This window comes from Acinetobacter sp. DMC2 (genome assembly GCF_056314305.1).
This window is the reverse complement of the sequence record NZ_JBQUYP010000003.1, coordinates 124865-149348: the sequence shown is the minus strand read 5'-3', so window position 1 is coordinate 149348 and position 24484 is coordinate 124865. Positions and strand designations below refer to the sequence as shown.

Below are 24484 nucleotides of genomic sequence, written 5' to 3'. Positions count from 1 at the left end.
TCAATCTATAACACTTGATTGGGCTAATGCTTCAAATGCTATTTTTTTGCTTTCCTGATCACGAAATGCGATAAAGCCCTTATTTAAAACCGTGTGTCTCTGGTTATATTCAAAAGGTTTTCCATCAAGAGTAAGTAAACCACCACCTATACTTTCTAACAACCCTTGACCAGAACTTGTATCCCATTCAGAAGTTGGATGGAATCGTGGGTAAATATCTATCTCACCTTCTAACATCATGCAAAATTTATAGGCACTTCCTGCTTCTCTTCTAATAATATTATGTTCTTTTTCGATAGGCTGAATAAATCTTTGATATTTCGGATTTTTACTGCCATGACTAAGTCCTATTTGTATAGGTGCATCTGGTGAAGGCGACGTTATCTGATATTGATACCATTGCTTTTGACTAAAACTATATTTAAAAGGTAAATCTTGCAGATATCCTAAATACACGACTTGTTCACATGGCACAGCAATAACTGAAAAGATTGTCTCTTTACCCTTAATCAAGCTTAGGTTTATCGTAAATTCATCACGCTCATGAATAAACTCTTTAGTTCCATCAAGAGGATCTAACATCCAACACGTAGACCAGTCATGGCGGGCACTATAATCGCTTTCTTCAGACAAAACAGGCAAGTCGGGGGTAATCTCTGCCAAATGCTTTAATAAGAAAAGATTCACTTTTAAATCTGCTTGAGTTACAGGTGAATCATCTTGTTTTTCATGAATAGTAAACTCATAACCCGCTGAATAATTTTGATATTCTTGTAATAGAATCTGGCTCGCTTGTTCCAAGACAGGAAGAAGCTGATTAATCAGAGTATCTTGTGGGCGCGTAGTTGTTATAAACATAAATATGCTCTACATAGTTTCATTTCTATTATAGGTGAATTATGAACAATTCAATATTCGCCAACAGTTTGATTTACTAAAAAAGTAATTTATCTTAATGATTAGATGAACAAAACTTTGTATGCACACTATATAGTTAATATGAATAATGAGGATGTTAAAAAAACCATTATTATGTACAAAAAACAATCTATAAGTTATGAAAAATAAACAACTTAAATCAGATTCATCCATTTCCTTTTCATGTATTTCTTGCTATGTTCAATCACACAATAACAAGATGGAAGAAAGCGCACATGATGCTATATGGATATCATTTCTCGACAATAGAACGTAACTGGGAAGAACTTACTCCCTTAAATGAGTTCCTACAAACATTTGCAGATGATGATGGTGGTGTTTCAACAAGAGATAAAGAGTCACTTAAAGAAATTATAGCGAAATCTGATACAGCCTTGGCTTTAGCTAGAGAAATGGGTTGGGATGGGAGTTATACAGGTTGCCCTTATCTATTCTGGTTGCCAAACAAAAGTAGCCAGTCTTTTGAATATGGTTTTGTATTTAAACAGACCTCAGATAATACAACTTTTGTGATTTCGCCTATTGAATTGAGTTATCTAGCTCAGGATTCTGAAGTACAAACATTAAGTAAAAATATTGAATAAATAATATAGGTTATTGATTCAAAGTTGATATCAATAACCTCATTTTATTTTAGATAGATTAGTCAAACATGCTTAACTGTGGTGTCGGTTTTATAACTTTTTCTTTTGGCACATGAGAGCATTCAAATTCTTCAACCGGAAAGCCTTCGATAAAGCTGGAAATATCAGGTGATTCTAAACTTAACCACTCTTCTAGTCGGTCATGTGGAATCACAATCACTGATCTTTTGACATCACCTGGTTCGTGAAAGTCTTTCATCATGGGATGGTCTATGGCGTCCATCGTCAACATGCTTGCAGAACGAATAACCGTCTCATTAATTTTGCAAATTTCATAAATCGCTGCAATGAAAAAAGCTTGCCCATCTTTACGGCGTACACCCCATCGTTCCGGCTTATCATTTATATATTTACTTTCATAAAACTCGGTCACTGGAATTACCCCAAACTTACATTTAAGAGCAGCTTCTTGAAAACTCGGTTTTTGGAAAATCGTTTCATGACGGGCATTATAGGTATGTTTCGCTATGTTGGTATCTTCAGCCCACTTTGGAACCAAACCGAACATGACTTCACGCCATTCAAGACTTTGTGGTGATTTGAATAATAGTGGCATTGTTCCCGCAGGATAAACCTCTTCGGCATAGCTAAAGCCAACCACAGGCAACTGAAGTTGCTGTAATTGAGCAAGAGATAAAGGTTTAAAGTTGGCACACATAGCAAGAATAAAATACTCTATATTTACTTCTGTTATTTTATAAGCATTTAGGCAATAAACCAAATAAAAAGGCACTCGAAAGTGCCCTTAACGACATAACTTTACGCTTATGAAATGTGTTGAATCCCTTGAGGAATCGCCTGCAATAGACGTTTAGTGTAATCATGTTGAGGATGTGCATAGAGCTCATCCGAATTGGCAATTTCCACAACTTCTCCATGATTCATGACCATGACCTGATCAGAGATATACTTCACAACCGATAAGTCATGTGAAATAAAGATGTAACTGAGCCCGAACTCATCTTGTAAGTCTTGCAATAAGTTAAGTACCTGCGCTTGGACTGAAACATCGAGCGCCGAAACGGATTCATCACATATCAAAATTTCAGGCTTTAGCGTTAAACAACGTGCAATCGCAATACGTTGGCGTTGCCCACCCGAAAACTCATGCGGGTATCGATAATAAGCTTGTTCAGGTAAATTCACTCGTTCAAGTAAATTAAGCGCAATTTGTTTACGTTCAGCATCATCTTTGCCAATACCATGAATTTGCATAGGCTCTAATAATATCTGCCCAATAGTAAAACGTGGATTAAGAGAGGCATAGGGGTTTTGAAAAATGATCTGAATCTTTCGTTGATATTTGGCAAACTCTTTTTCAGTTAATGAAAGAATATCTTTACCTTCGATGAAAGCCTGCCCACCAGATGCCTGATGTAAGCGCATAAGTAATAGTCCAACAGTCGTTTTACCTGAACCTGACTCACCGACTAAACCTAAGGTTTTTCCTTTAGCAAGTTTAAAAGAAACTCCTTTAACGGCCTGAAACTCTTCTTTGCCAAATAGACCTTTACGACTATAAAAGCTTTTTTTCAGGTCTTTTACTTCTAAAATGATTTGCTCATCACCATTTAAGCCACGTTTGCGTTCGGGAATTTCTGAAGCATCAAAACTTTGTTCGATCAATATGTTGTCTTCTTGACGCATAAAATCGCTCGTCACTGGTAAACGATAAGGTCGTTGTGACATTTGCGGGCGGCAATAGAGCAAAGCTCTCGTATATACATCTTTAGGCTGTTCTAAAACCTGTTCAGCAGCGCCTTGCTCTCTAATCTCACCATGACGCATCACAATAACTTTATCTGCAATTTCACCGACCAATGCCAAATCGTGAGTAATAAAAAGCATCGACATTTGACGGCGTTTACGCAATGACTCGAGTAAATCAATAATCTGTTTTTGGATGGTGACATCAAGTGCAGTAGTCGGCTCATCGGCAATGAGCAGTTTAGGCTCACACGCAATCGCCATAGCAATCATGACACGTTGTTGTTGACCACCCGAAAGTTGATTTGGATAGGCATCAATTTTAGTTTCAGGTGAAGGAATACCTACTTCTTTAAGCAACTCTAAAACGCGTTGTCGGGCCTGTTTACGGCTCAATCCCATATGCAAACACAACACTTCTGCAATTTGATTGCCAACCGTAAAAACAGGATTTAATGATGACATCGGCTCCTGAAAAATCATAGCAATATCTTTGCCACAAATTTTACGCATCTCTGTACGAGATAAGCTGAGCAAATCTTTACCTTCAAATATAATTTTACTTTGCTCATCAATTTTACTCTGACCTACAGGCAGTAAACCCATAGTTGCCAAAGAAGTAACCGATTTGCCGCTACCCGACTCACCTACTAAAGCAACCGTGGTGTTCTCTGGAATGTCAAAGCTAATTCCTTTTACGGTTTCAATATATTGTTTATCTTCACCTTTAAAACTTACTCGTAGATTTTTAACGTGCAATAACGGCGCATTCTTATTTTCATGTTCTGACATTAGGATTTCCTCTTATTTTAGTTTTGGATCTAATGCATCACGGAGTGCATCAGTAAACATTGAAAATGCCGTTACCAAAACAGCCATCGCGACAGAGGCCGCGACAAGCTGCCACCACTTGCCTAAAAGAAGTTCACTTTGTGCTTCATTTAACATGCTCCCCCAAGACACTACGCCTACTGGCACACCAAAACCTAAGAAACTCAAGATGACTTCAGATTTAATGAAAGACACCACCAAAATTGACATTTGGACCAAAGCGATATGGCTGACATTAGGGAAAATATGAATGAACATACGGCGGAAGTGTCCAACGCCAATTGCTTTAGCAGCTAGAACGTACTCACGTGCAGTATGTTTCATATATTCGGCACGAATTAAACGATAAACACCCGTCCAGCCCGTTAAACCTAAAATCAGAACAATGGATAAAATGCCTTTTTGTTGAAGTACGGCAGCAATAGCAAGCACTAATAATAAATATGGAATTGAGGTAAAAATGTTATAAAACCAGTTGAGAATATCATCCACCCAACCACCAAAATATCCAGAAATTGCGCCTAAAAGTGTACCGATGCCTACCGCAAGTAAAGCGGATATCACCCCAACAATAATTGATGTTTCAGCACCTTTAATAGTCTTTTTAAGGACATCTTGTCCCCATTTGTCAGCTCCAAATATAAGTGTGCTTTTAAGTTCACTTTGCTGATCAAGTAAATGTCCTCCCAGCTGCTGATCAATTGCTTTCATATCATCAGCTAAAGGGTCAACTACACCATAATAATCAATTGCACTTCCCGCACTCTTTTCTTGTTTAATTTCAGCCTTGAGTTGGTGAATTACATCTTTTAAAGGATCAACTGGATTTTCTGGTAACTCTTCTTCAATCGCTGCTTCATTTTGCCCTGCACCTGTTGTCTTATCTGCGCCTATAAATGTAGGTGGTGCATAACTTACTGCAACCTCTTTATTCCAGTCAGATGCAATCACACCCGTCATTGATAGAACCAAGATAATAAAATAAAGCAATACAATCACTAGCGATGACATTGCGATCTTGTCGGCCCGAAGACGACGCATGGCAAGTTTCCACAGGCCAGATGAATGAGCTTCGGCTTTTGTTTGTTGTTTTCTTTTTGATAAAACGCTCAGCATAGCCCACCTACTTCAACTGTACACGTGGATCAACCACTTTGTAGACCAAATCGGCAATCAGGTTAAAAATCATAGTTGCAGCGGCGATGTAAACTGTAATTGCCTTAATAACAGGAAAATCACTCCGCTCAACTGCAATAATCACCTCTCGACCAATCCCGGGAATACCAAAAAAACGTTCAATTAAAAATGCGCCTATGAGCAATGCAGGTAAAGTTGACATCACATCGGTAATAATAGGAATTGAAGCGTTCCGCAGTACATGTACACCTAAAATTCGGCTTTCACCTACACCTTTAGCACGTGCTGTTCGAACATAGTCCTGATTAATTTCATCAAGCACAAAGCTACGATATAAACGTAAAGTCGGTGCAATACTCACCACCAGCATGATTAGAATTGGTAGTAAGGCAAACTTAAATAAATTATCAGTAAAGCTATCGCTCCAGCCTTGTACAGGAAACCAACTTAGCTGATAAGCCAGAACATATTGAAAAACGATAATGTAAACTAAGATGCTGATCGACATGCCGATGGTACAGAGCATCATGACCATACGGTCGGTTAGAGAACCACGTACAGCTGCAACAGCCAATGCCAAAATAATCGAAATAACCGTCTGTAAAATAGTCAGTGGAATTAAAAGCGTGAGCGAGGGTCCCAATCGGGTTAAAATAATTTGAGAAACAGGTTCGCCAGTACTCCAACTTGCACCATAGTCAAAAGTGAGAATCTGCTTAATGAAAATCCAGAGCTGAACGTAATAAGGCTGATCTACACCTAACTGCTTACGAATGTTTTCAATCTGCTCAGGATTAGACATCTTGCCCGCTAAAATATAAGCAGGATCGCCACCTACCCAGTTAAAAAGAATAAAAATAAGTAAGACTACCCCCAACATAGTTGGAATCATCTGCCATAAACGCCGAATAACATATGCCAGCATAGTGATAATTCCTTATTTAACCCGATGTCCGGTAATTTCATTAAAGAACGCTTTATTGTCTGGTTCACGGCCAAGAAAATCTTTAACTAATTCAGCAGCCGGCTTTTGACTACCTTGTGACAAAATGGTTTGACGGTAACGCTGTCCAACTTGTGGGTTATTAAGGTTATCCCCGTACGCAGAAAGCATGTCCAAAGCCAAAACCTCAGACCACATATAGCCGTAATAACCTGCTTGATAACCACCCATCAAATGCCCAAACTGCCCAGGAAACTCTGTTGTTGGTACATAACCTAACGCTGTAGCAGCTTCCATTTTTTGCCAATTTTCTAAAGGCTTTACTTCTAATGCATCGGCGGTATGTAATGACATATCGTACTGTGCATAAAGAGTTTGACGCGCATAACGCAAGCCGCGTCCATAGTTATGTACTGCTTTTAAACGAGCAATTAGTTCATCATCAACACGTGGACATGCTGGATCACAGTAATCAGCCACTTTAGATAAAGTCTCTTTACGGCGTGCCCACTCTTCATACATTTGAGACGGCGCCTCTACAAAATCACGCTCTACCGAGGTTCCAGACTGACTGGCATAACGTGTATTGGATAAAATGCCATGTAAGGCATGGCCAAACTCATGAACAAAAGTTTCTAGCTCATCACTGTTTAAACCTTTACGGTTAAAATTGGTGACTAATGCTGAAACTGGTAATCGATTGGTTAAAGTGCTGCCACCATATACTCCCCAAACGGCGGCATGGCCATACTTCCCTTCACGAGGAAATTTATCCATATATAAGCCGCCAAGAAGCTTTCCTGTTTTTTTGTCAACTACATCGTAATATTCAACTTCATCCTGCCATGCTTTAACTTTGACAGGTTTAAAATCAATGCCATAAAGGTCAGATGAAATGGAAAATAACCATTTTTGAGAAGCTAAAGTGGGGAAATAATCACGAAGTTTTTCCTGATCAATCTGATATTTATTCTTACGAAGTTTTTCACTCCAGTAAGCTTCACTCCAACGTGTGATCTCGGTTTTTTCTAATGGCGTTTTTAAAGTTTGTGCTTTAAATGCACGGAGTTCTTCTACTTCTTTACGTTCAAGTGGTGCTACTGTTTTTTGGACTTCTGCTAAAAATTGATTTACAGCCTCAGGCGTTTTAGCCATACGGTCTTTTAAAACCCAATCTGCATAACTTGCTTTTCCAAATAACTGAGCAAGCTCATAACGCAAATCTATTGCCTGTTTAAGTAGTTTTAAATTTTGCTCAGTACCACGTCGAGTAAAGGCAATTTGATATCTTTTCCGAGCATCATCATTATCTGCCAACTCCATAAATGGACGATATTCAGGATATTCAAACCCTAATAAATAATTACCTTTAGCATTTTTCTTTAATGCTGAAATATAACTTTGAGGTAAGCCTTTCATCTCTTCAGGAGTAAACTCAAGTTTCTCCGGATTATCGCGGACATTACGCGCATACTCTTGTTCGAGTTTGGTCAACTCATCCAGAATGGCCTTCATTCGTGCACGCTTTACTGGTTCAAGTTGAACACCTGTGTCTTCAAACTGATCTAGAATATCTTTGCGGTATTTTTGGTCAATTGGGTCTGTTGTTTGTGTATTTTTAATTAAACTATATAGCTTCGGGTTCTGAAATATATCAGTGTGAAACTGATTAATTTTAATTTCACAGTCTTCGGCTACCTTACGTAATTTTGCATCTGGGTCTACATTACTATATAGACTTATCGGACCGGAGAAATCTTCAAAATGCGCAAAAATTTTATCCCATTTTGCCAATATAGGTGCCGCTGCTGCATTATCTTTAACAGGCGTTTTTTCAAAAATAGTAATCTGCTGTTGAATCTTTTTTAAATTAGCATCACACCATGCTGGGAGTTGTTGTGCTTTAAGTAATGGCAAAGTAGGACGTGTTGTCTCTGCCGTTGCAAACTGACTTATACCTATGGTCAACATACATAAAGTTGTCATTTTCAATGCATTATTTTTCATCATATCTCCAATTTTTTCATTTAATGATTAGATTTAGTATGTGTATCGATATCAAAATACATCCACTCAGCATGCAAAATTGGATGCTTTTTATATCCAATGATTTGTGGTTGAGCCAGCATATTTCGGTAGCGTGCATAAGAGACCTGAACAGGCATATACACTTCTAATAAACGTGTCATTTTTCGATAAAGTGCATCTCTCTCAGGGCCTGCTTGCATTTGTTGTGTCTGACGATATAACTGATCAAACTCTGGTGTCGAACCACAAGACCAGTTCGTCATATGCGTATTGGGTCCATAAAAATTCTGCATAAAATTATCCCCATCTGGATAATCGGCTATCCATGCAGAAGAACCAAACATACCTTCACATTGTTTTTGCGCTCGAATGAGATCTGCAAAAAGCATGGGTTTAAAGACCATGCGAATATTTAAACTATCAAAGTTCTTTTTCCAAAGTTCAGCACTTTGCTGCCCAATGCTGTCACTGCGCGCCATATATTCAATGACGAGAGGCTTGCCATTTGGCTGTGTACGCCAACCTGAGGCATCTTTTTTATAGTGATATCGATCTAATAGTAAATTTGCTGCTTTTACAGAATATGGCGTACTGCTTCTATATTGTGGATCGTTACCCACTACCCCTGGTGGAACTGGAAAATCTAAACGCTGAGCATCATCATTTCTTACTAATTTAATTTCTTGATCTATTGAACGAGACATTGCTATCGCCCGGCGTAAAGCAATCTTTTCTTTACTCATTCCACCAACGACCGGATTCTTAAGATTCCAATAGATATAGCTAATTTCAGGATCAACAATACGAGATAGCTGGACACCTTCTTTAGCAAGTTCAGGTCTTAATTTACCGTCTTTAATTGCTTTTGCGACCAGTTGACCTTCAAGCTGAAATATATCAATTTCACCACGCTGAAATGCCAGCCATCGCGATTGATTTTCTTCCATAACCTGAATATCAATTGTGCCTATTTGAGGCATTTTTTTACCTTTAAGGCGTTTTACAATTGCCTCATCCTCAGGGCTACTTGCAGCAAAGTTCCAAGTAAAACCACGGAAATCAGGATTCGCTTTTAAAACAATACGTGATGCTGGTACCCATTTACTGAGTACATAAGGTCCAGTCCCTACAGGATGGCCCATTACATAACCTGCTTTATCTTTATATTTTTCGATGACTTCACGTGCCACCGCACCTGTAGGGTCATGTGCCAGTAACAAAGGAAAGTTATAATCTGGCTTAACTAAACGAATCACCAAGGTATATCTATCTGGTGTTTGTAAACCAATAACTTTTTGGTCATAGTTAAATTTTCCAGTTTTATTGGCTGCATTTATTAATGCATTCATACCTTCAATTTTATTCTCTAACAACCAGCTATTTGGAGAACGTAAATTCGGGTCCAATAAACGCTTAAAAGAGTACGCATAATCATTGGCGGTTAATTCTCGTGGTTTACCTTTAAAAACAGGGTCCTGTGTAAAATAAACACCCTTTTTTATATGAATGGTATAGGTCAAACCATCGGCACTGACTTCTGGCAGGGCTGTGGCTATTTTCGGAACGAGTTTTGCTGGCCTTGCTAAGTAATCATAGGTATATAAAGTTTCAAATATTGAAGTGGTTACATGTGCCGAATATAGATCATGGATATAAGCTGGGTCGAAACCTGTTTCTGCTGTCGGGAATACATAACGTAGAATTTTATTGGGATCGGCTGGGCTTTTAGCATATAGAGCTGTAGAACCAGTTAATGCCATGCTAGCAAGTAAAAAACCGACACCACAATGCTTGAGCTGTTTTATTAAATTTTCAGTCATATTTATCTTTATCTAAAATTATTTTTTAACAGGGGTAATATCAAGATATTGCCAGTTCGTATTCATCATTGGGTGGGGTTTAAAACCCTGAACTTGTGGCCGTATCAACCAATTACGAATTCGCGTGACATGAATAATCCAAGGATTATCAGCTTCAATCTGGCGGTTAAGCTTTTCGTAATATGGTAGACGTTGTTGGGGCGGTAAATGAGTGGCTTTATTATAAAGAGCATCGTATGTTTTAGACTGGTAACAAGCATGGTTTCCCTGACCAGCATTTGGTCCATACAGTAATTGTGCAAAATTATCTCCCTCAGGATAGTCAGCAATCCATGCGCCACTCCAAATCATATATTTACATTGAGTTGCGGCTTTTAAGTTATCTGCAAAATTACTCACCTTAAAGTCAGCTCGAATGCCAATCGCATCCAGATTCTTTTTCCAGAGTTCGGAGTGGATAACTGAGGCCGAGCTATTTTCTGTATTAATTTTTAAAATTAAAGGTTTTCCGTTTGGCTGGGTTCTATAACCATCAGCACCTTTTTTATAACCATAATAATCAAGTAATTTATTTGCCAATAACGGATTGTACCCTACACTACTTTTATATTTAGGGTTATAGCCATTTACACCTTCAGGTATAAACATTTCTGCTCTAACTGCTTGCCCTTTATAAGCCTGTTTTATACTTTCTTTTTGATTGTACGATAAAGTAATTGCTCTACGCAGAGCTATCTTTTCCGGGTTAAAACCACCAATGACCGGATCACGCATGTTCATCATCGTATAGGTAATTTCAGGCTCTTTATATGGAAAGTGTTTAATTCCTCTTTTTTGAAAAGAAGTCTTAAGTTGATTTCCATCTAAAGCTTGAGGAACAGCATCTGCTGTAAGTCTGTCAAAATCTAATTGACCCGACTGAAAAGCTAACCACCGTGACTGTTGCTCTTCAATAATACTGACCACCACCTTGCCAACTTGCGGCATTTTCTTACCGCTCATTTCTTTAATAAGCTGGTTATCCCACGGCGTGCCTGTTGACTTAAAATTCCAGACAAAACCTCGATAATCAGGATTGGCAACTAATTCGACCTTACTTCTTGGAACATATTTACTTAACATGTAAGGTCCTGTACCAACTGGATGCATGCCAATACGATCACCGTAATAGTCAACAACCTCTTTAGCAACGCCACCAAAGGTAATATAGGCAAGAATATAAGGAAAGTTGAAGTCTTGGCGAGTGAGAGTAAATTGCAGAGTATAGCGATCAAGCGCTTTAAGCCCTGCAATTGGCACAGCATAATCAAATTTTCCTGTTTTTTTTGCTTGAGCTACAACTACATCAGCCCCTACCAATTTTCCATCCAGAAAAGAAACAGAAGGCGCTCTGTTTTTTGGGTCTAAAATACGTTTAATTGAATAGACATAGTCTTCTGCCACAAGCTCACGGCGCTTACCTTTAAAAGCAGGGTCCGCAGTAAAATAAATACCGGGTTTAATTTTAAATGTATAAACTTTACCATCTTGTTCCACTTTAGGCAGGCTTTCAGCCGTATAAGGAACTAACTGTACAGGACGAGCTAAATAATCATATTTGAGTAAAGGCTCAAATATGGCTTCCGCAATACTCGCGCTATAGAAATTAGTAGTCTTGACCATATCGAAGCCATCATCTGGGGCTTCATAGGCAACGTGCAAAATTTTGTTTGGTTGTGCTGGCGTAATTGCGTAAGCACAAGGGATTGATGTAATAGCCAGACTTAAAATGGCGAGCTTAAAAAATTTTAATTTCAAGTTCATACCCACGTAATTAGTTTTTTTAAAAGATATTATCCTTTTGAGTAACATCTAAATCTGCATAAGAAAAGTTCTTTTTCGACAGATAGGCCTATTTAGGTCTTAAAATTCACTTTCCTTTATCATCTTTTTTATTTGATCAAATGGAAAAATAAAGTCAAATACCTAGAGTTTTATAACTATTGAATATAAAGCGAATTTCATGCCATTTATTAATATCCATCTTAAAATATTTTAAAATATTAAAAATTCATATTTTTATTAGATACTTAAAAACATTTGAACTATATAAATAAAAGTAACTTTTTGCCAAATATTATATTCATATAAGTTAATCATCTCACACCTTAAATGCACAAATAAAATACATTAAAAATTAATTATGATCCACATTAGAACCAGCTTACTTTACACATAATTTTTAAATAATTTATTGATTAATAATTAAATTATAATCAAACTACATAACTATAGATATTATAACATTACCTATTCAAAAGCTCTAAAACGATACATTTTTATTTAATAAGCATGTGAAGAGTCTAGTAATGTATATTTTTTACACAAATAAATTTGAAACTTTTCGCCACCATCAAAAATTTTTCCAAATGGAAAATTTATTTTTATCTAAAAAAAGCTGAAGCATCCTACTCAACCATAATAAAATCAATATATATCAATATTTTGCATAAACTAAAAAAAGAAAAATATATAGTTGGCACTTGCTTTGCTTAAAAACTTTCCAGCAATATCGCTAACGACAACAAAAAGGGATCAAATCCACGATGAAAAAAAAATACAATGTTCGATCTCAGGTAACCCCCAAGATTGGCAAAACAATTCTTAAATTAAGCACCCTTAGTTTAAGCATGATGTGTCTTACCATGGCACAAGCAGCAGAAACAGAACAATCAAGCAATGATGAAAAACCAACAAAAGTCGTAAAAGTTGCGGTGACAGGTTCTTCAATCAAGGGAGTTGCAGCACAAAGTGCTTCGCCCATTACTATCGTAAAAGTTGATGAAATCTTAAAACAAGGGGTGACAACAACCGAAGAAGCCTTAGCAAAAATCAGTGCAAATCAATCAAGTTTTGTCACTGCGCAAAATGTAGGTGCTAGTGGAACTGTAGGGTCAGCAGCAGATCTCCGAGGAATTGGTGCCAATAAAACCTTAATCTTACTTAATGGTCGTCGGTTGGCTGCAAATGCTTATGATAGCGGTGTCACTAATTTAAATATTATTCCACTCGCTATGTTAGATCGCATTGAGGTCTTACGAGATGGAGCATCAGCAATTTATGGTACAGATGCGATTGGTGGTGTAATCAACTTCATTACTAAAAAACAATTTACTGGTTTAAACATCAGTGGAGGTTTGACACAACCAGAGCAAAATGGGGGGGATACACAAGATGTAAGCGTATTTGGTGGTTATGGTGATCTTGATGAAAATGGCTTCAATATCTTTGGTGTCGTCGATTATCGACATGGCAACGATGTTATGGCTAAAGATCGTAAAGTTAGTAAACGCGGAGGATTATTGCCAGAGTTAGGTATTACAAAAGGTAGTAGTGGTAGTTTTCCTGCTAACTTTTATGACACAAAAACTGGTACCGAAGGAAACCCATATGCAGCAACTGGATGCGGGAATAACCCGCTCGTGTACGCTCAAGGTGGATTCTGCCGTTATAACAGTCAAGCAGTGATTGGAATTGTTCCAAAAACTGAAGATATTTCAGCATTGGGACGCGCTACTTTTAAGCTGAATGACAATTTAAATGCTGTAGCAGAATATGTTTACGCACGCAATGAAATTACTACTTCTGTCGCTCCAGACGTTTTCTTCGATTTAACATTGAATCCTGATAGTAAATATTATCCAGGTAATGGAATTACACCTGCTATGAATAAAGTCAGTGGCCCACTTGAACTTTATATTCGTTCTCAAGCTGGTAATCGTGTTAGTTCTAGTATTAATGAGTCACATCGAATATTCGGTGGTTTAGAAGGCGAAGCTTATGGTTGGGATATCAATACCGGTATTACTTATGCTCATAGCGAAGCAGAAGACCGGCTAAACAGTGGATATCTTAACTACAAAAAAACTCAAGAAGCTTTAAATAATGGGATTTTAAACCCTTTTGGTCCACAAGCACCAGAAGATACGAGTTTATGGGATACACTGGGCGTAACTGGTGCTTATTTAAAAGCAGATGTTGATTCAACTACTGTTGATTTCACTGCTAGTCGACCTATATTTACATTACCAGCAGGTGACGTTGGTTTTGCAGTAGGAGCTAGCTATCGCCATGATGAATGGACCTCAAACGTGGTGTCTGAAGTGGCTAGTCAAGCACCAAGTACAGGGGTTGATCCTGATGAACCTACAAATAAAGGAAAAAGAGATATTAAAGCAGTCTTTACTGAACTGCATATTCCATTACATAAAACATTAGAAGCTCAACTTGCAGCCCGTTACGATGATTATAGTGATTTCGGAGATACGTTTAATCCTAAATTCGCACTTCGCTGGGAACCAATTAAACAATTAATGTTTCGTACCTCTTATAGCACAGGATTTAGAGCACCAACTTTATGGGAAGTAAATGCTCCTAACTCTATAACAAATACTTCAGCTTACTATAATGACCCTGTACTTTGTCCGAATGGCCCTCCTAAAAATCCAGGAGATACTCTTCCACCTGGTGGTGTTGCCAGCCGTGATTGCGAAACCCAATTTGATCGCAAAAATGGAGGAAATAAAGATCTTGATCCTGAGGAATCAAAATCGTTTACAGCTGGTTTGGTTCTAGAACCAATTAAGAATTTAGTTCTAACTTTAGACTACTTTAATATTGAAGTTGAAAACCAAATAGCAGCATTACCTGAAGGTGATATTTTTAACAATCCAACAAAATATGCCGATAAGTTCGTACGTAATCCAGATGGAACCCTTAATCATATCATTACAACTCAAGACAATATGGGTGACTTAAAAACTTCAGGAGTTGATGTAAGTTTAAACTATATAACACCAATGACAGCAACAGGTCGATTTGGTTTTGGAATTGATGGAACTTATGTCATTAAATATAAATATCAAAATGAAAAAGATGGGGAATGGATTAGTAGTTTAGGAGCATATGTTGGAGATGCTCCAATTATTCGTTGGAAACATACTGCTAATTTATATTGGAATTACCAAAACTGGGGTGTAAATTTCCAACAACAATTCACTCGTGGTTACGATGACCAAAATTCAAGTTCTTCTGTTGCGGAAGGTTATCGCGATCATAAAGTAAGCGACTATACAATTTATAATATTTCAGGCACATACAAAGGCTTTAAAAATCTAGAAGTTACAGCAGGTATTAAGAATATCTTTGATGAAGACCCTCCTGCTTCAAATGTTGGTGACAACTTCCAAATGGGATATGACCCACGTTACGCAGATCCTTTAGGACGTACCTACTTTGTCCGAGGTACATATAAGTTCTAAATGGTTGTTCTGCAAATATAACTCTCAACAGTTAGTTTGCAGAACAAATACTCATTCTTAGCCAAACAGTCATTTAAAAAATTGTTTGTCTACAGTTTCAGGAGTAACTATGGGCATGACTTTTACAGACATAGAAAATAAATCTGCAAAGCGCCTTATTGGTATTGCCGCAGTACTTTTTCTGCATCTTATTGTTGCCTATATTCTGATGTCAGGTTTAGCAAACAATATTCAAAAACCAGCAGAAAAACCTGTGGAATTACAAATTATTCAAGACATTAAACCACCTCCTCCACCTAAACCAGAGGAGCCAAAACCTAAGGAAAAACCGCCAGAGCCACCTAAAATGGTAGAAAAAGTTGCCAAAGTTCCTGAGCCCCCTAAACAAGTAGAGAAAGTAGCGACACCGGTACAAAAAACGACACCAGTAGCTCAACCAACTAAAGTTGCTACCCCAGCTCCTGCTGCACCTAGCACCCCATCACCAAGTCCTGTTGCCGCACCAGCTCCCCCAGCTCCAAAACCAGCTGGCGTAACACGCGGTGTTTCAGAAGGTTCTGCTGGTTGTGAAAAACCGGAATATCCTCGTGAAGCACTGATGAATGAAGAACAAGGTACCGTGCGTATACGTGTTTTGGTTGATACTTCAGGCAAAGTCATTGATGCCAAAGTAAAAAAATCAAGTGGCAGCAAAACCTTAGATAAAGCAGCAACTAAAGCTTACAGCTTATGTACATTCAAACCAGCAATGAAAGATGGCGTGCCTCAGCAAGACTGGTATGAAATTGAATATCCATTCGTAATTGAATAAACAATTGAATTAGTAAGAAATTAAAAAATATTGGAGATAATATGATGAAAAAATCAACTCAACCGCTAGTACGTTTCGCTTCTGCAAGTTTAATCGCAGCTTGCTCATTACTTCCATTAAACTCGGTTTTTGCAGAAGAAACGAGTAATGCTCCTGTGGCAACAGCAACCGCTGAAGCTACTTCAAATGCAAATACTCCAACTCCACCACCGAAACCAGCAACAAGCGAAACTGTTAAAAACCCTTATGGTCTAGAAGCGCTTTGGCGTGAAGGAGACTTAGTCGCTAAATCTACTTTATTTATATTAGTACTGATGTCTATTGGCACGTGGTACATCATTATTTCAAAATTCTTACAGCAAGCTAAAGTAAAACGCCAAGGTAAAGAAGCAGAGAAAAGTTTTTGGGAAGCAACTTCACTAGATAATGCAGCTGATAATTTAGAACAAAGTAGCGCATATCGCTTTATTGCAGAAAAAGGCATTAACTCAACTAAATCGCACGGCGGCTCTTTACTTGAGCGAATCGATTTTAATACATGGGTGAGCATATCAATTCAACGTGCAATTGAAAAAATACAAAATCACTTAGGTGGTGGTTTAGCTTTCTTAGCAACAGTTGGATCAACGGCACCCTTTGTTGGTCTTTTTGGTACGGTTTGGGGAATTTATCACGCATTAACTGCCATCGGAATTTCAGGTCAGGCATCTATTGATAAAGTTGCTGGTCCTGTCGGTGAAGCTTTAATTATGACAGCTATTGGTCTTGCAGTCGCAGTACCCGCTGTACTTGGTTACAACTGGCTGACTCGCCGTAATAAAGCCGTTATGGAAAATGTTCGTTCGTTTGGTTCAGATTTACACGCAGTTTTATTAAGTGGAGAAATTAGTACCAATAATTCGGTTAACCGTAGCATTAAATAACGAGGAGTAAACGTTATGGGTATGAGTGTTGGTTCTGAAGATGACGATGAAATGATTGGTGCAATTAATACAACGCCTCTGGTTGATGTCATGTTGGTTTTACTTATTATTTTCCTAATTACCATTCCAGTAGTTACACATACGGTTCCAGTGAAACTACCAGAAGAAAAAAATACTCCATATGCCACCACACCTGAAAATATTCAACTTTCTGTGAACAAGAAAGGAGATATTTTCTGGAATGAAAGCTATGTGCCTAATAAAGAAATATTGCTATCAAAGCTTCAAGCAGTTGCACAAAAAAGGCCTCAGCCAGAAGTTCATATTCGCGGAGATCAGCTTACTCATTTTGAGGCGATAGATCAGGTCATTAGCACGACCAAACAAGCTGGTATTGGCAAAATTGCATTTGTTACTACCCCACCAGCCTCCCAGTAATTATTTTAAGGAGAATTTTATGGGTATGAATGTCGGTTCAAATAATGATGACGATGTGATGTTAGAGGTCAACATGACACCTCTTATTGATGTCATGTTGGTACTTATTATTATGTTCATTATTACTATCCCTGCACCAAACAATGCGATTAATATTAATTTGCCAAATGGGACACCACCACCAACAAATGAAAAGCCACCTGAAGTGATTGATGTAAGAATTGACGCAGCAGGTAAAGTGTTTTGGAATAACCAGCAGGTTTCAGACCGCACCGCACTAGAGACTTTATTCCAAGGTGTGGTTGCCAAAAAAGATCAAGACCAGATCAAACTTAAACCAGATCAAATGGCTGAATATAAAAATGTAGCTATGGTCATGGCTACAGCACAGCGTTTAGGTGTCACCAAAATTGGAATTGTGAGTAATAGTTAAGTCATACATTTAATTTATTCTTTCAAATAAAAAAGCCTCCGAAGAGGCTTTTTTTTATGACAGGTTAAAATTAGTCACCTGTATAACCTTTTAACTTTAAACGAGCAGCATGAAGTAACGGCTCAGTATAACCTGAAGGCTGTTCACAACCTTTAAAGATGAGGTCAGAAGCTGCTTGGAAAGCAATATTAGTTTCAAAGTTAGCTGCCATTGGCTTATACAATGGGTCATTTGCATTTTGCTCATCAACAATTTTTGCCATGCGTTTAAGCACCTCTTCAACTTGTTCACGAGTCACAATACCGTGACGTAACCAGTTTGCAACGTGTTGAGAAGAAATACGTAATGTTGCACGGTCTTCCATTAAGCCCACGTTGTTAATATCAGGAACTTTCGAACAACCCACGCCTAAGTCGACCCAACGAACAACGTAACCTAAAATACCTTGGCAGTTATTTTCAAGCTCATTGTTGATTTCTTCTGCTGACCAGTTTGTTTCTGGTGCAAACGGAGGAGTCAACAAGTCATCTAATGACAACATTTCTTCAGCTTTCAACTGATCTTGACGTGCTTTAACATTCACTTGATGGTAATGCATCGCATGAAGTACTGCACCTGCTGGAGATGGAACCCAAGCACATGAAGCACCCGCATTTGGATGTGCAGCTTTAGTTGCCAACATATCTTTCATGCTATCTGGTTTTGGCCACATGCCTTTACCAATCTGTGCTTTACCTTGTAAACCAGTCTTCAAACCAATTGCAACGTTACGGTTTTCATAAGCAGCAATCCATTTTTGTGTTTTTACAGCTTCTTTACGAACAACTGGTGCAGCTTCCATTGAAGTATGAATTTCATCACCAGTACGATCCATGAAACCAGTATTAATAAAGATTGTGCGGTCTTTTGCAGCAGCAATACAGTTTTTCAAGTTTACAGATGTACGGCGCTCTTCATCCATAATACCGATTTTTAACGATTTAGGTGGTAAGCCAATCGCTTGTTCAGCACGTTCAAATAACTCTACAGCAAACGCAACTTCTTCTGGACCATGCATTTTTGGTTTAACAATATACATAGAACCTTTACGAGAGTTCTTATTTTCGTTTTCACTACGGATGTCTGCAACTGATAACAATGGTGTTACCAATGCATCCATAATACCTTCGAAAATCTCTTCACCATCTACCAAAATAGCTGGGTTAGTCATCAAGTGACCTACGTTACGAAGTAACATAAGTGAACGACCATGAAGTTTTGTAGTGCCACCAATTAAGTTTTTAATTTCGCGATCTTTATTTAAATCACGAACAATCGTTTTACCATTTTTCTCGATAGATTCTTGAAGCGTACCTTTCATTAAACCTAACCAGTTACGGTAACCTTCAACTTTTTCTTCAGCATCTACTGCCGCAACAGAATCTTCTAAATCCTGAATAGTAGTTACAGCTGCTTCGAATGTTAAATCTTTAACACCCGCTAAATCAGTTTGACCAATTGGGCTAGATGCATCAATTTCGATAATGACATGAAGACCATTACTTAAAAGAACAACTTCTGTAGGGTTCGCTTCTTCACCGTTGAAACCAACGAACTGAGCTTCATGAGCTAAACCTGTTTTTGACCCATCTTTCAAAGTCACAACAAGTTTATTTTGCTCAATCGCATATTTTGTCGCATCTGCATGTGAGCCTTGTGCAAGTGGGAAAATTTCATTTAAGAAATTTTTAGCGAACTCAATCACTTTTGCACCACGTACAGGGTTATATCCTTTACCTTTTTCAGCTCCGCCTTCTTCAGAAATTACATCGAAGCCATAAAGGGCATCATATAAAGACCCCCAACGCGCATTTGCTGCATTTAAGCTATAACGTGCATTACGTACAGGTACAACTAACTGCGGCCCTGCCAATAATGCAATTTCTTCATCAACGTTTTCAGTTGTAATTTGAAAGTCTTCAACTTCTGGCAATAAATAACCAATTTCTGTTAAGAACGCCTTATAAGCACCTAATTCAAATTTATTGTTGCGGTGCCATTCATCAATTTTTGCTTGTAATTCATCACGCTTAGCCAATAATGCTTTATTTTTTGGGCTAAGATCGACAACAACTTGCTCAAAGTTCTTCCAGTAAGTTTCACTATCTAAACCAGAACCTGGTAAAGCTTCATTTTCGATAAAATCGTAAAGTTCTTTAGCAATCGCTAACTTGCCTTTTTGAATACGTGCAGTCATTGTCTTTCCTGAAGTTGCTACTTTTTATACCAAGAGAATCCTAGTATACCGATTTAAATTAAGCTGAATACTAATATCACATTCCTAAATAGTAAGCATTTTCCCTTGTAAAACTATTGACAAAGATAAATTTTTCTATATAGGAAATATTAAAATTCTAACTAGGATTCTCAACAATTTATTCAATATTTAAAGATACTGAAACTAGACTTTTTGTTAACAGACAAAAAAATTCCACTATCTTATTTTTCTAAAGCGTATTTAGTTATATCAAACTTTGCAGCTTGAAAAAGCACTATTTAACGAAATTTATCTATTTTTGTTGTAAAAAAAGCGCCCTATATAGAGCGCTTTTCATATCTATTTTTTATGCGTTTTTAGCTTCATCAATATGGCGATGTTCTGAATGCAAATATTCATCCGATTGCATTTCCAATAAACGCGAACGTGTACGTTCAATTTCAAAGGCTAATTTTTCACCTTGATAAATATCAATAATACTATCTTGCGAAGTTAAAAGTAATTTTACTCCACGATCATAAAACTCATCGACTAAGTAGATAAAACGACGTGTACCTTCAGACAAGAAATCTGTTAAATGCGGAACATTACTTACCAGAACCGTATTATAGATATTTGCAATTTCAATAAAATCTGCTGGGCTACGTGGTTTAAAACAAAGTTCAGAAAACTCACACCACAACACATCTTCTGTATGCCCCAGAGTCTCGACCACACGATTATTAATCACAATCGGCTCTTGAGAATGAGCTTGGGTGTGAGTTAAAGCGCTAAAACGTTCCGACATCCAACTTTGGACTTCATTACTTAATGGTGATTTAAATAATTGAGCTTGTTTTAAGACACGTAAACGATAATCCACACCTGCATCTACGTTTAAAACAGTACAGTTCTTTTTAACCATTTCAATTGTTGGCAAGAAACGGTCACGATGAATACCGTTTTTATATAAACCGTCTGGTGCAATGTTTGATGTAGCAATCAATGTCACGCCACGAACAAACAATTTTTGGAATAAATCACTCAAGATCATTGCATCAGTTACGTTTGATACAAAGAACTCATCAAAACAAATAACGACTGCATCTTTATAAATTTGGTCAGCCACAATTTCAAGTGGATTACGTTGACCAGAAAGCTTGTTTAATTCTTTATGAACATGTTGCATAAAATGATGAAAATGCATACGTGTTTTACGACGAAATGGCACTGACTCATAAAATTGATCCATAAGCCAAGTTTTTCCACGGCCTACTCCACCCCACATATAGACACCTTTAGGTGAAGTTTGGCGGCGAAAACGACGGAAAGCTTTTTTAGAGGCTTTATAACGGTTTAAAAGTTCTTTCCATACACGGTCTAATTCTTGCACTGCCTGTGCTTGCGCTTCATCTGCCATAAACTGGCCTGAAGCTAAAGCCTCAGCATAGCGTTCTGCTGGGGAAGAAGGTGAGAATGCAGTACTATGAGAAGATTTTAAATTTAACATATCGTTTTATTTCAATTTTAACTGATAGGAGTATAGCGAACATTTTGTTCAACCACATTAGCTTTTAGCATCAAGAATTACGACGATGACTCTTTGCCATATTGTCGAGGACTCTGCCCAAACCATCGTTTAAATGCATGATTAAATGCCGCTGGTTCAGAATAACCGAGTAAGTCGGCAATAACTTCTATTGAGTATTCTCTATATTCCATAAGCTTTAATGCCTTATTCTTGATAATTTGTTCACGAATTTGCTTATAACTCGTATTTAACTGTTGCAATTGATGCCTTAAAGTCCTTTCAGGCATTTTCAATGCAAAAGCTGTTTCCGCCATGCTCGGGATAATTCCTTGTTGCAACTCAAGATAATCTTGCACACATTGTATGATATGTGGAGTTTGGTGATCTTGTTGATTTAATCTTGTTATTTCTGTAATACATTTTGATTCATAAATACGATGTGTAATGATGTCCGCAGAAGGAATTTTGATTTCAAGCACATCTTTGCTTAGGCTAAATGCTGCATATTTACCATTAAAATGCACATCATCGCCATAGTATGCAAAATAGCGAGATAAGGTCTCTGAGTCCGTTGGTTTTTCAAATGGAAGTTCTATACGCATAGCGGGCATTTCTAATCCCATCATCATATAAATATCTTGAATAAATTTATAAGTTCCTGAAACTTCACATTGTGCCCGTAACTGTCCCATTTGGGTTTTCAAATCAACAGGCAAATAATTTAAGATGGTTCGCTCATCCGTTTCATAAAGTCCTAAAGCACCAAATAAATGAGTAAGTCTTTGATATTTTATTCCTTTACTTAATGCAGTTTGAACATCATTACTTGTTACAAGCAACATAAGTAGTGGTCCGTAACCGGCCAAAGCATAATGCTGTCCAATGAATAGACCCTTTTCAGGCTCAACATTTTCGCTAATAATTTGTTGTATATCCCATTCTAAGCGATCATGAATTGTAGAACTCGGATCTAAAGCATCAACCTTAATTCCTATACCAGCCAAACGTGAGTCGACATCAATGCCCGCATTGCGCATTCCTTGAATTAAATACATTAAACCAAGTATCGACCGTTTCATTCTTCTATCAATTTCCCTAGACTCAAATGTTTTACTATAAAGAGGAAAGAAAATTAATTGCCGAATCTATCAATTTTCACGTCGATACAATCATGTTTAAACTGATCAAAAAACGTTAGTCTTGCCTGCAATCCTCTTTTCAGCTTATGCAGGGTTTCCAATGCTAAACATAAAGCAAGATGCTATTCAAAAAACTAAAATCGCTATTATTGGTGCTGGATTTGGTGGCCTAGCAATGGCAATTCGCTTACTGCAAAATCAACAGCAAGACTTTGTTATTTTAGAAAAATCAAACGATGTCGGCGGAACTTGGCGCGAAAATCGCTACCCTGGTGCAGCATGTGATGTTCAATCTCATATGTATTCCCTCTCTTTTGCACCCAAAACTGACTGGTCAAAACGTTACGCTGAGGGACCAGAGATATTTGAATATATTCAAGATATTACCGAAAAATATAAGATTAAAAATTACTGTAAGTTCAACCACGATGTAACTCATGTCCAATATGATGAAATGCGTCACCTGTGGACTCTTGATTTTAAAAATCAGCCTTCCATTGAAGCTCAATTTGTCGTTTTTGCATCAGGTCCCTTACACATCCCACAAATCCCACATATTCAAGGCATCGAAAAATTCAAAGGAAAAGTATTTCACTCTTCACAATGGGAGCATGACTATAACCTAAACGGTAAATCAGTCGCTTCTATTGGTACGGGTGGTAGTGCAATTCAATATATTCCAGAAATAGCTGGAGATGTTCAACAGCTCTATATATTCCAAAGAACGGCAGCTTGGGTAATACCGCGAGATGAACGCAAATACTCTCGTTTAAGTAAAGCATTATTCAAATCTTCTAATCTCTATCGCCAAATTCATCGTAGTCGTCTTTACTGGAGTAATGAGTCACGCGTTGTACCCATTGTTCAACCCCAAATTATGAAATATGGTCAAAAGTTGGCAGAAGCTTTCATTCGTTTCCAAGTGAAAGACAAAGAAGTAGCCAAGAAACTCACACCTGACTTTGTGATGGGATGTAAACGTATTCTTATTTCAAATAAATATTTCCCTACATTTAACCGTAAAAATGTTGAGCTAGTAACGGATAGTATTCAAGAAATTAAAGAAAACAGTATTGTCACTAAAGATGGTAAAGAACGGTCTATCGATTGTTTAATTTACGGTACAGGTTTTATTACTGACCCACGTATTTACTTGAAACATTTCACTTGTATTGGACGCAATCAAGTTGAGTTAAAACAGGCGTGGAAAAATGGTGCAGAAAGTTATTACGGCATTATGACTAAAAACTTTCCTAATTTATTCCAATTAGTCGGCCCTAATACAGTATTAGGTCATAATTCGATTATTTTTATGATTGAATCTCAAGTAAATTACATTTTACAACTCATCCAACTTGTAGAAAAGTCTGGGCAAAAAGCAGTTGAGATTAAACCAGAAGTTCAAGATACTTTTAACGAGCGGGTTCAAACTCAACTTAAAGGAACTGTGTGGCAAGCTGGAGGTTGTAGTAGCTGGTATCAATCTGCCGATGGAAAAAACTTTTCACTATGGCCTACCTATACATGGAAGTACTGGTTAGAAACGCGCAAAGTTAATCCTAAAGATTATTTACTCTTAAATAAAAGCGCACAGAGCTATGCAGCTTAAAATGTTCAAGACATA

18 protein-coding genes and 1 pseudogene are annotated in these 24484 nt (G+C 37.6%); 8 read left to right on the top strand and 11 right to left on the bottom strand.

The genetic code is table 11. The features are described from left to right. The gene (locus ACT53H_RS07500) at positions 1-858 is read right to left on the bottom strand and encodes a 3'(2'),5'-bisphosphate nucleotidase CysQ family protein (protein ID WP_440202561.1); all 858 of its coding nucleotides are present in this window, start codon (positions 856-858) and stop codon (positions 1-3) included. Between the two features lie 296 nt (positions 859-1154). Here ACT53H_RS07500 and ACT53H_RS07495 point away from each other — a divergent pair, with 296 nt between their 5' ends. Beyond that, on the top strand, positions 1155-1523 hold the full coding sequence (locus ACT53H_RS07495; RefSeq protein WP_151962708.1) for a hypothetical protein: 369 nt from the start codon (positions 1155-1157) through the stop codon (positions 1521-1523). Positions 1524-1581: 58 nt separating this feature from the next. On the opposite strand, the gene ACT53H_RS07490 is transcribed toward ACT53H_RS07495, so the two are convergent. The 7 genes from ACT53H_RS07490 to ACT53H_RS07460 form a co-directional block, all read right to left on the bottom strand. After that, positions 1582-2241: an SOS response-associated peptidase family protein gene (locus ACT53H_RS07490; protein ID WP_174740298.1), complete on the bottom strand. Its 660-nt coding sequence runs from the start codon at positions 2239-2241 to the stop codon at positions 1582-1584. 107 nt (positions 2242-2348) lie between these two features. Then, positions 2349-4082 carry an ABC transporter ATP-binding protein gene (locus ACT53H_RS07485; RefSeq protein ID WP_476008951.1) on the bottom strand — a complete coding sequence of 578 codons (1734 nt, stop codon included), beginning with the start codon at positions 4080-4082 and terminating at the stop codon, positions 2349-2351. Between the two features lie 12 nt (positions 4083-4094). Then, positions 4095-5237 (bottom strand): ABC transporter permease, encoded by a 1143-nt coding sequence (locus ACT53H_RS07480; RefSeq protein WP_151962705.1) that lies wholly within the window; start codon positions 5235-5237, stop codon positions 4095-4097. Positions 5238-5244: 7 nt separating this feature from the next. Beyond that, on the bottom strand, positions 5245-6183 hold the full coding sequence (locus tag ACT53H_RS07475; protein WP_005304778.1) for an ABC transporter permease: 939 nt from the start codon (positions 6181-6183) through the stop codon (positions 5245-5247). Positions 6184-6195: 12 nt separating this feature from the next. Then, positions 6196-8208 carry a M3 family metallopeptidase gene (locus ACT53H_RS07470; RefSeq protein ID WP_476008950.1) on the bottom strand — a complete coding sequence of 671 codons (2013 nt, stop codon included), beginning with the start codon at positions 8206-8208 and terminating at the stop codon, positions 6196-6198. 20 nt (positions 8209-8228) lie between these two features. Continuing rightward, the gene (locus ACT53H_RS07465) at positions 8229-10049 is read right to left on the bottom strand and encodes an ABC transporter substrate-binding protein (RefSeq protein ID WP_476008949.1); all 1821 of its coding nucleotides are present in this window, start codon (positions 10047-10049) and stop codon (positions 8229-8231) included. A gap of 18 nt (positions 10050-10067) precedes the next feature. Then, positions 10068-11858, bottom strand: coding sequence for an ABC transporter substrate-binding protein (locus ACT53H_RS07460; protein WP_474769851.1), 1791 nt, complete (start codon positions 11856-11858; stop codon positions 10068-10070). A 160-nt stretch (positions 11859-12018) separates the two neighbouring features. On the opposite strand from ACT53H_RS07460, the pseudogene ACT53H_RS07455 reads away from it, so the two are divergent. From ACT53H_RS07455 to ACT53H_RS07430, 6 genes and pseudogenes are all read left to right on the top strand, one after another. Beyond that, positions 12019-12087, top strand: a pseudogene (locus ACT53H_RS07455) (hypothetical protein); the annotation flags it as partial. 547 nt (positions 12088-12634) lie between these two features. Further along, complete coding sequence (locus tag ACT53H_RS07450; RefSeq protein WP_476008948.1) at positions 12635-15349, top strand: TonB-dependent receptor; 2715 nt, start codon at positions 12635-12637, stop codon at positions 15347-15349. 109 nt (positions 15350-15458) lie between these two features. Next, a complete protein-coding gene (locus tag ACT53H_RS07445) occupies positions 15459-16160 on the top strand; it encodes an energy transducer TonB (protein WP_476008947.1) in 702 nt (233 codons plus the stop codon). Positions 16161-16201: 41 nt separating this feature from the next. Next, positions 16202-17083 (top strand): MotA/TolQ/ExbB proton channel family protein, encoded by an 882-nt coding sequence (locus ACT53H_RS07440; protein ID WP_004792695.1) that lies wholly within the window; start codon positions 16202-16204, stop codon positions 17081-17083. A gap of 15 nt (positions 17084-17098) precedes the next feature. Further along, positions 17099-17521 carry an ExbD/TolR family protein gene (locus ACT53H_RS07435; protein WP_004792697.1) on the top strand — a complete coding sequence of 141 codons (423 nt, stop codon included), beginning with the start codon at positions 17099-17101 and terminating at the stop codon, positions 17519-17521. A 19-nt stretch (positions 17522-17540) separates the two neighbouring features. After that, positions 17541-17954 (top strand): ExbD/TolR family protein, encoded by a 414-nt coding sequence (locus ACT53H_RS07430; RefSeq protein WP_312821825.1) that lies wholly within the window; start codon positions 17541-17543, stop codon positions 17952-17954. Between the two features lie 70 nt (positions 17955-18024). On the opposite strand, the gene ACT53H_RS07425 is transcribed toward ACT53H_RS07430, so the two are convergent. From ACT53H_RS07425 to ACT53H_RS07415, 3 genes are all read right to left on the bottom strand, one after another. After that, positions 18025-20190, bottom strand: a complete 2166-nt coding sequence (locus ACT53H_RS07425) for a malate synthase G (protein WP_440202569.1) — start codon at positions 20188-20190, stop codon at positions 18025-18027. 367 nt (positions 20191-20557) lie between these two features. Then, a complete protein-coding gene (gene zapE / locus ACT53H_RS07420) occupies positions 20558-21700 on the bottom strand; it encodes a cell division protein ZapE (RefSeq protein ID WP_144730587.1) in 1143 nt (380 codons plus the stop codon). 77 nt (positions 21701-21777) lie between these two features. Beyond that, entirely contained in the window at positions 21778-22800 is a 1023-nt protein-coding gene (locus ACT53H_RS07415; RefSeq protein ID WP_476008946.1) for an AraC family transcriptional regulator, read from the bottom strand. Between the two features lie 121 nt (positions 22801-22921). Between ACT53H_RS07415 and ACT53H_RS07410 the strand changes: the two genes are divergently transcribed. Beyond that, the gene (locus ACT53H_RS07410) at positions 22922-24469 is read left to right on the top strand and encodes a flavin-containing monooxygenase (protein WP_174759441.1); all 1548 of its coding nucleotides are present in this window, start codon (positions 22922-22924) and stop codon (positions 24467-24469) included. The last annotated feature ends 15 nt before the right edge of the window (positions 24470-24484 follow it).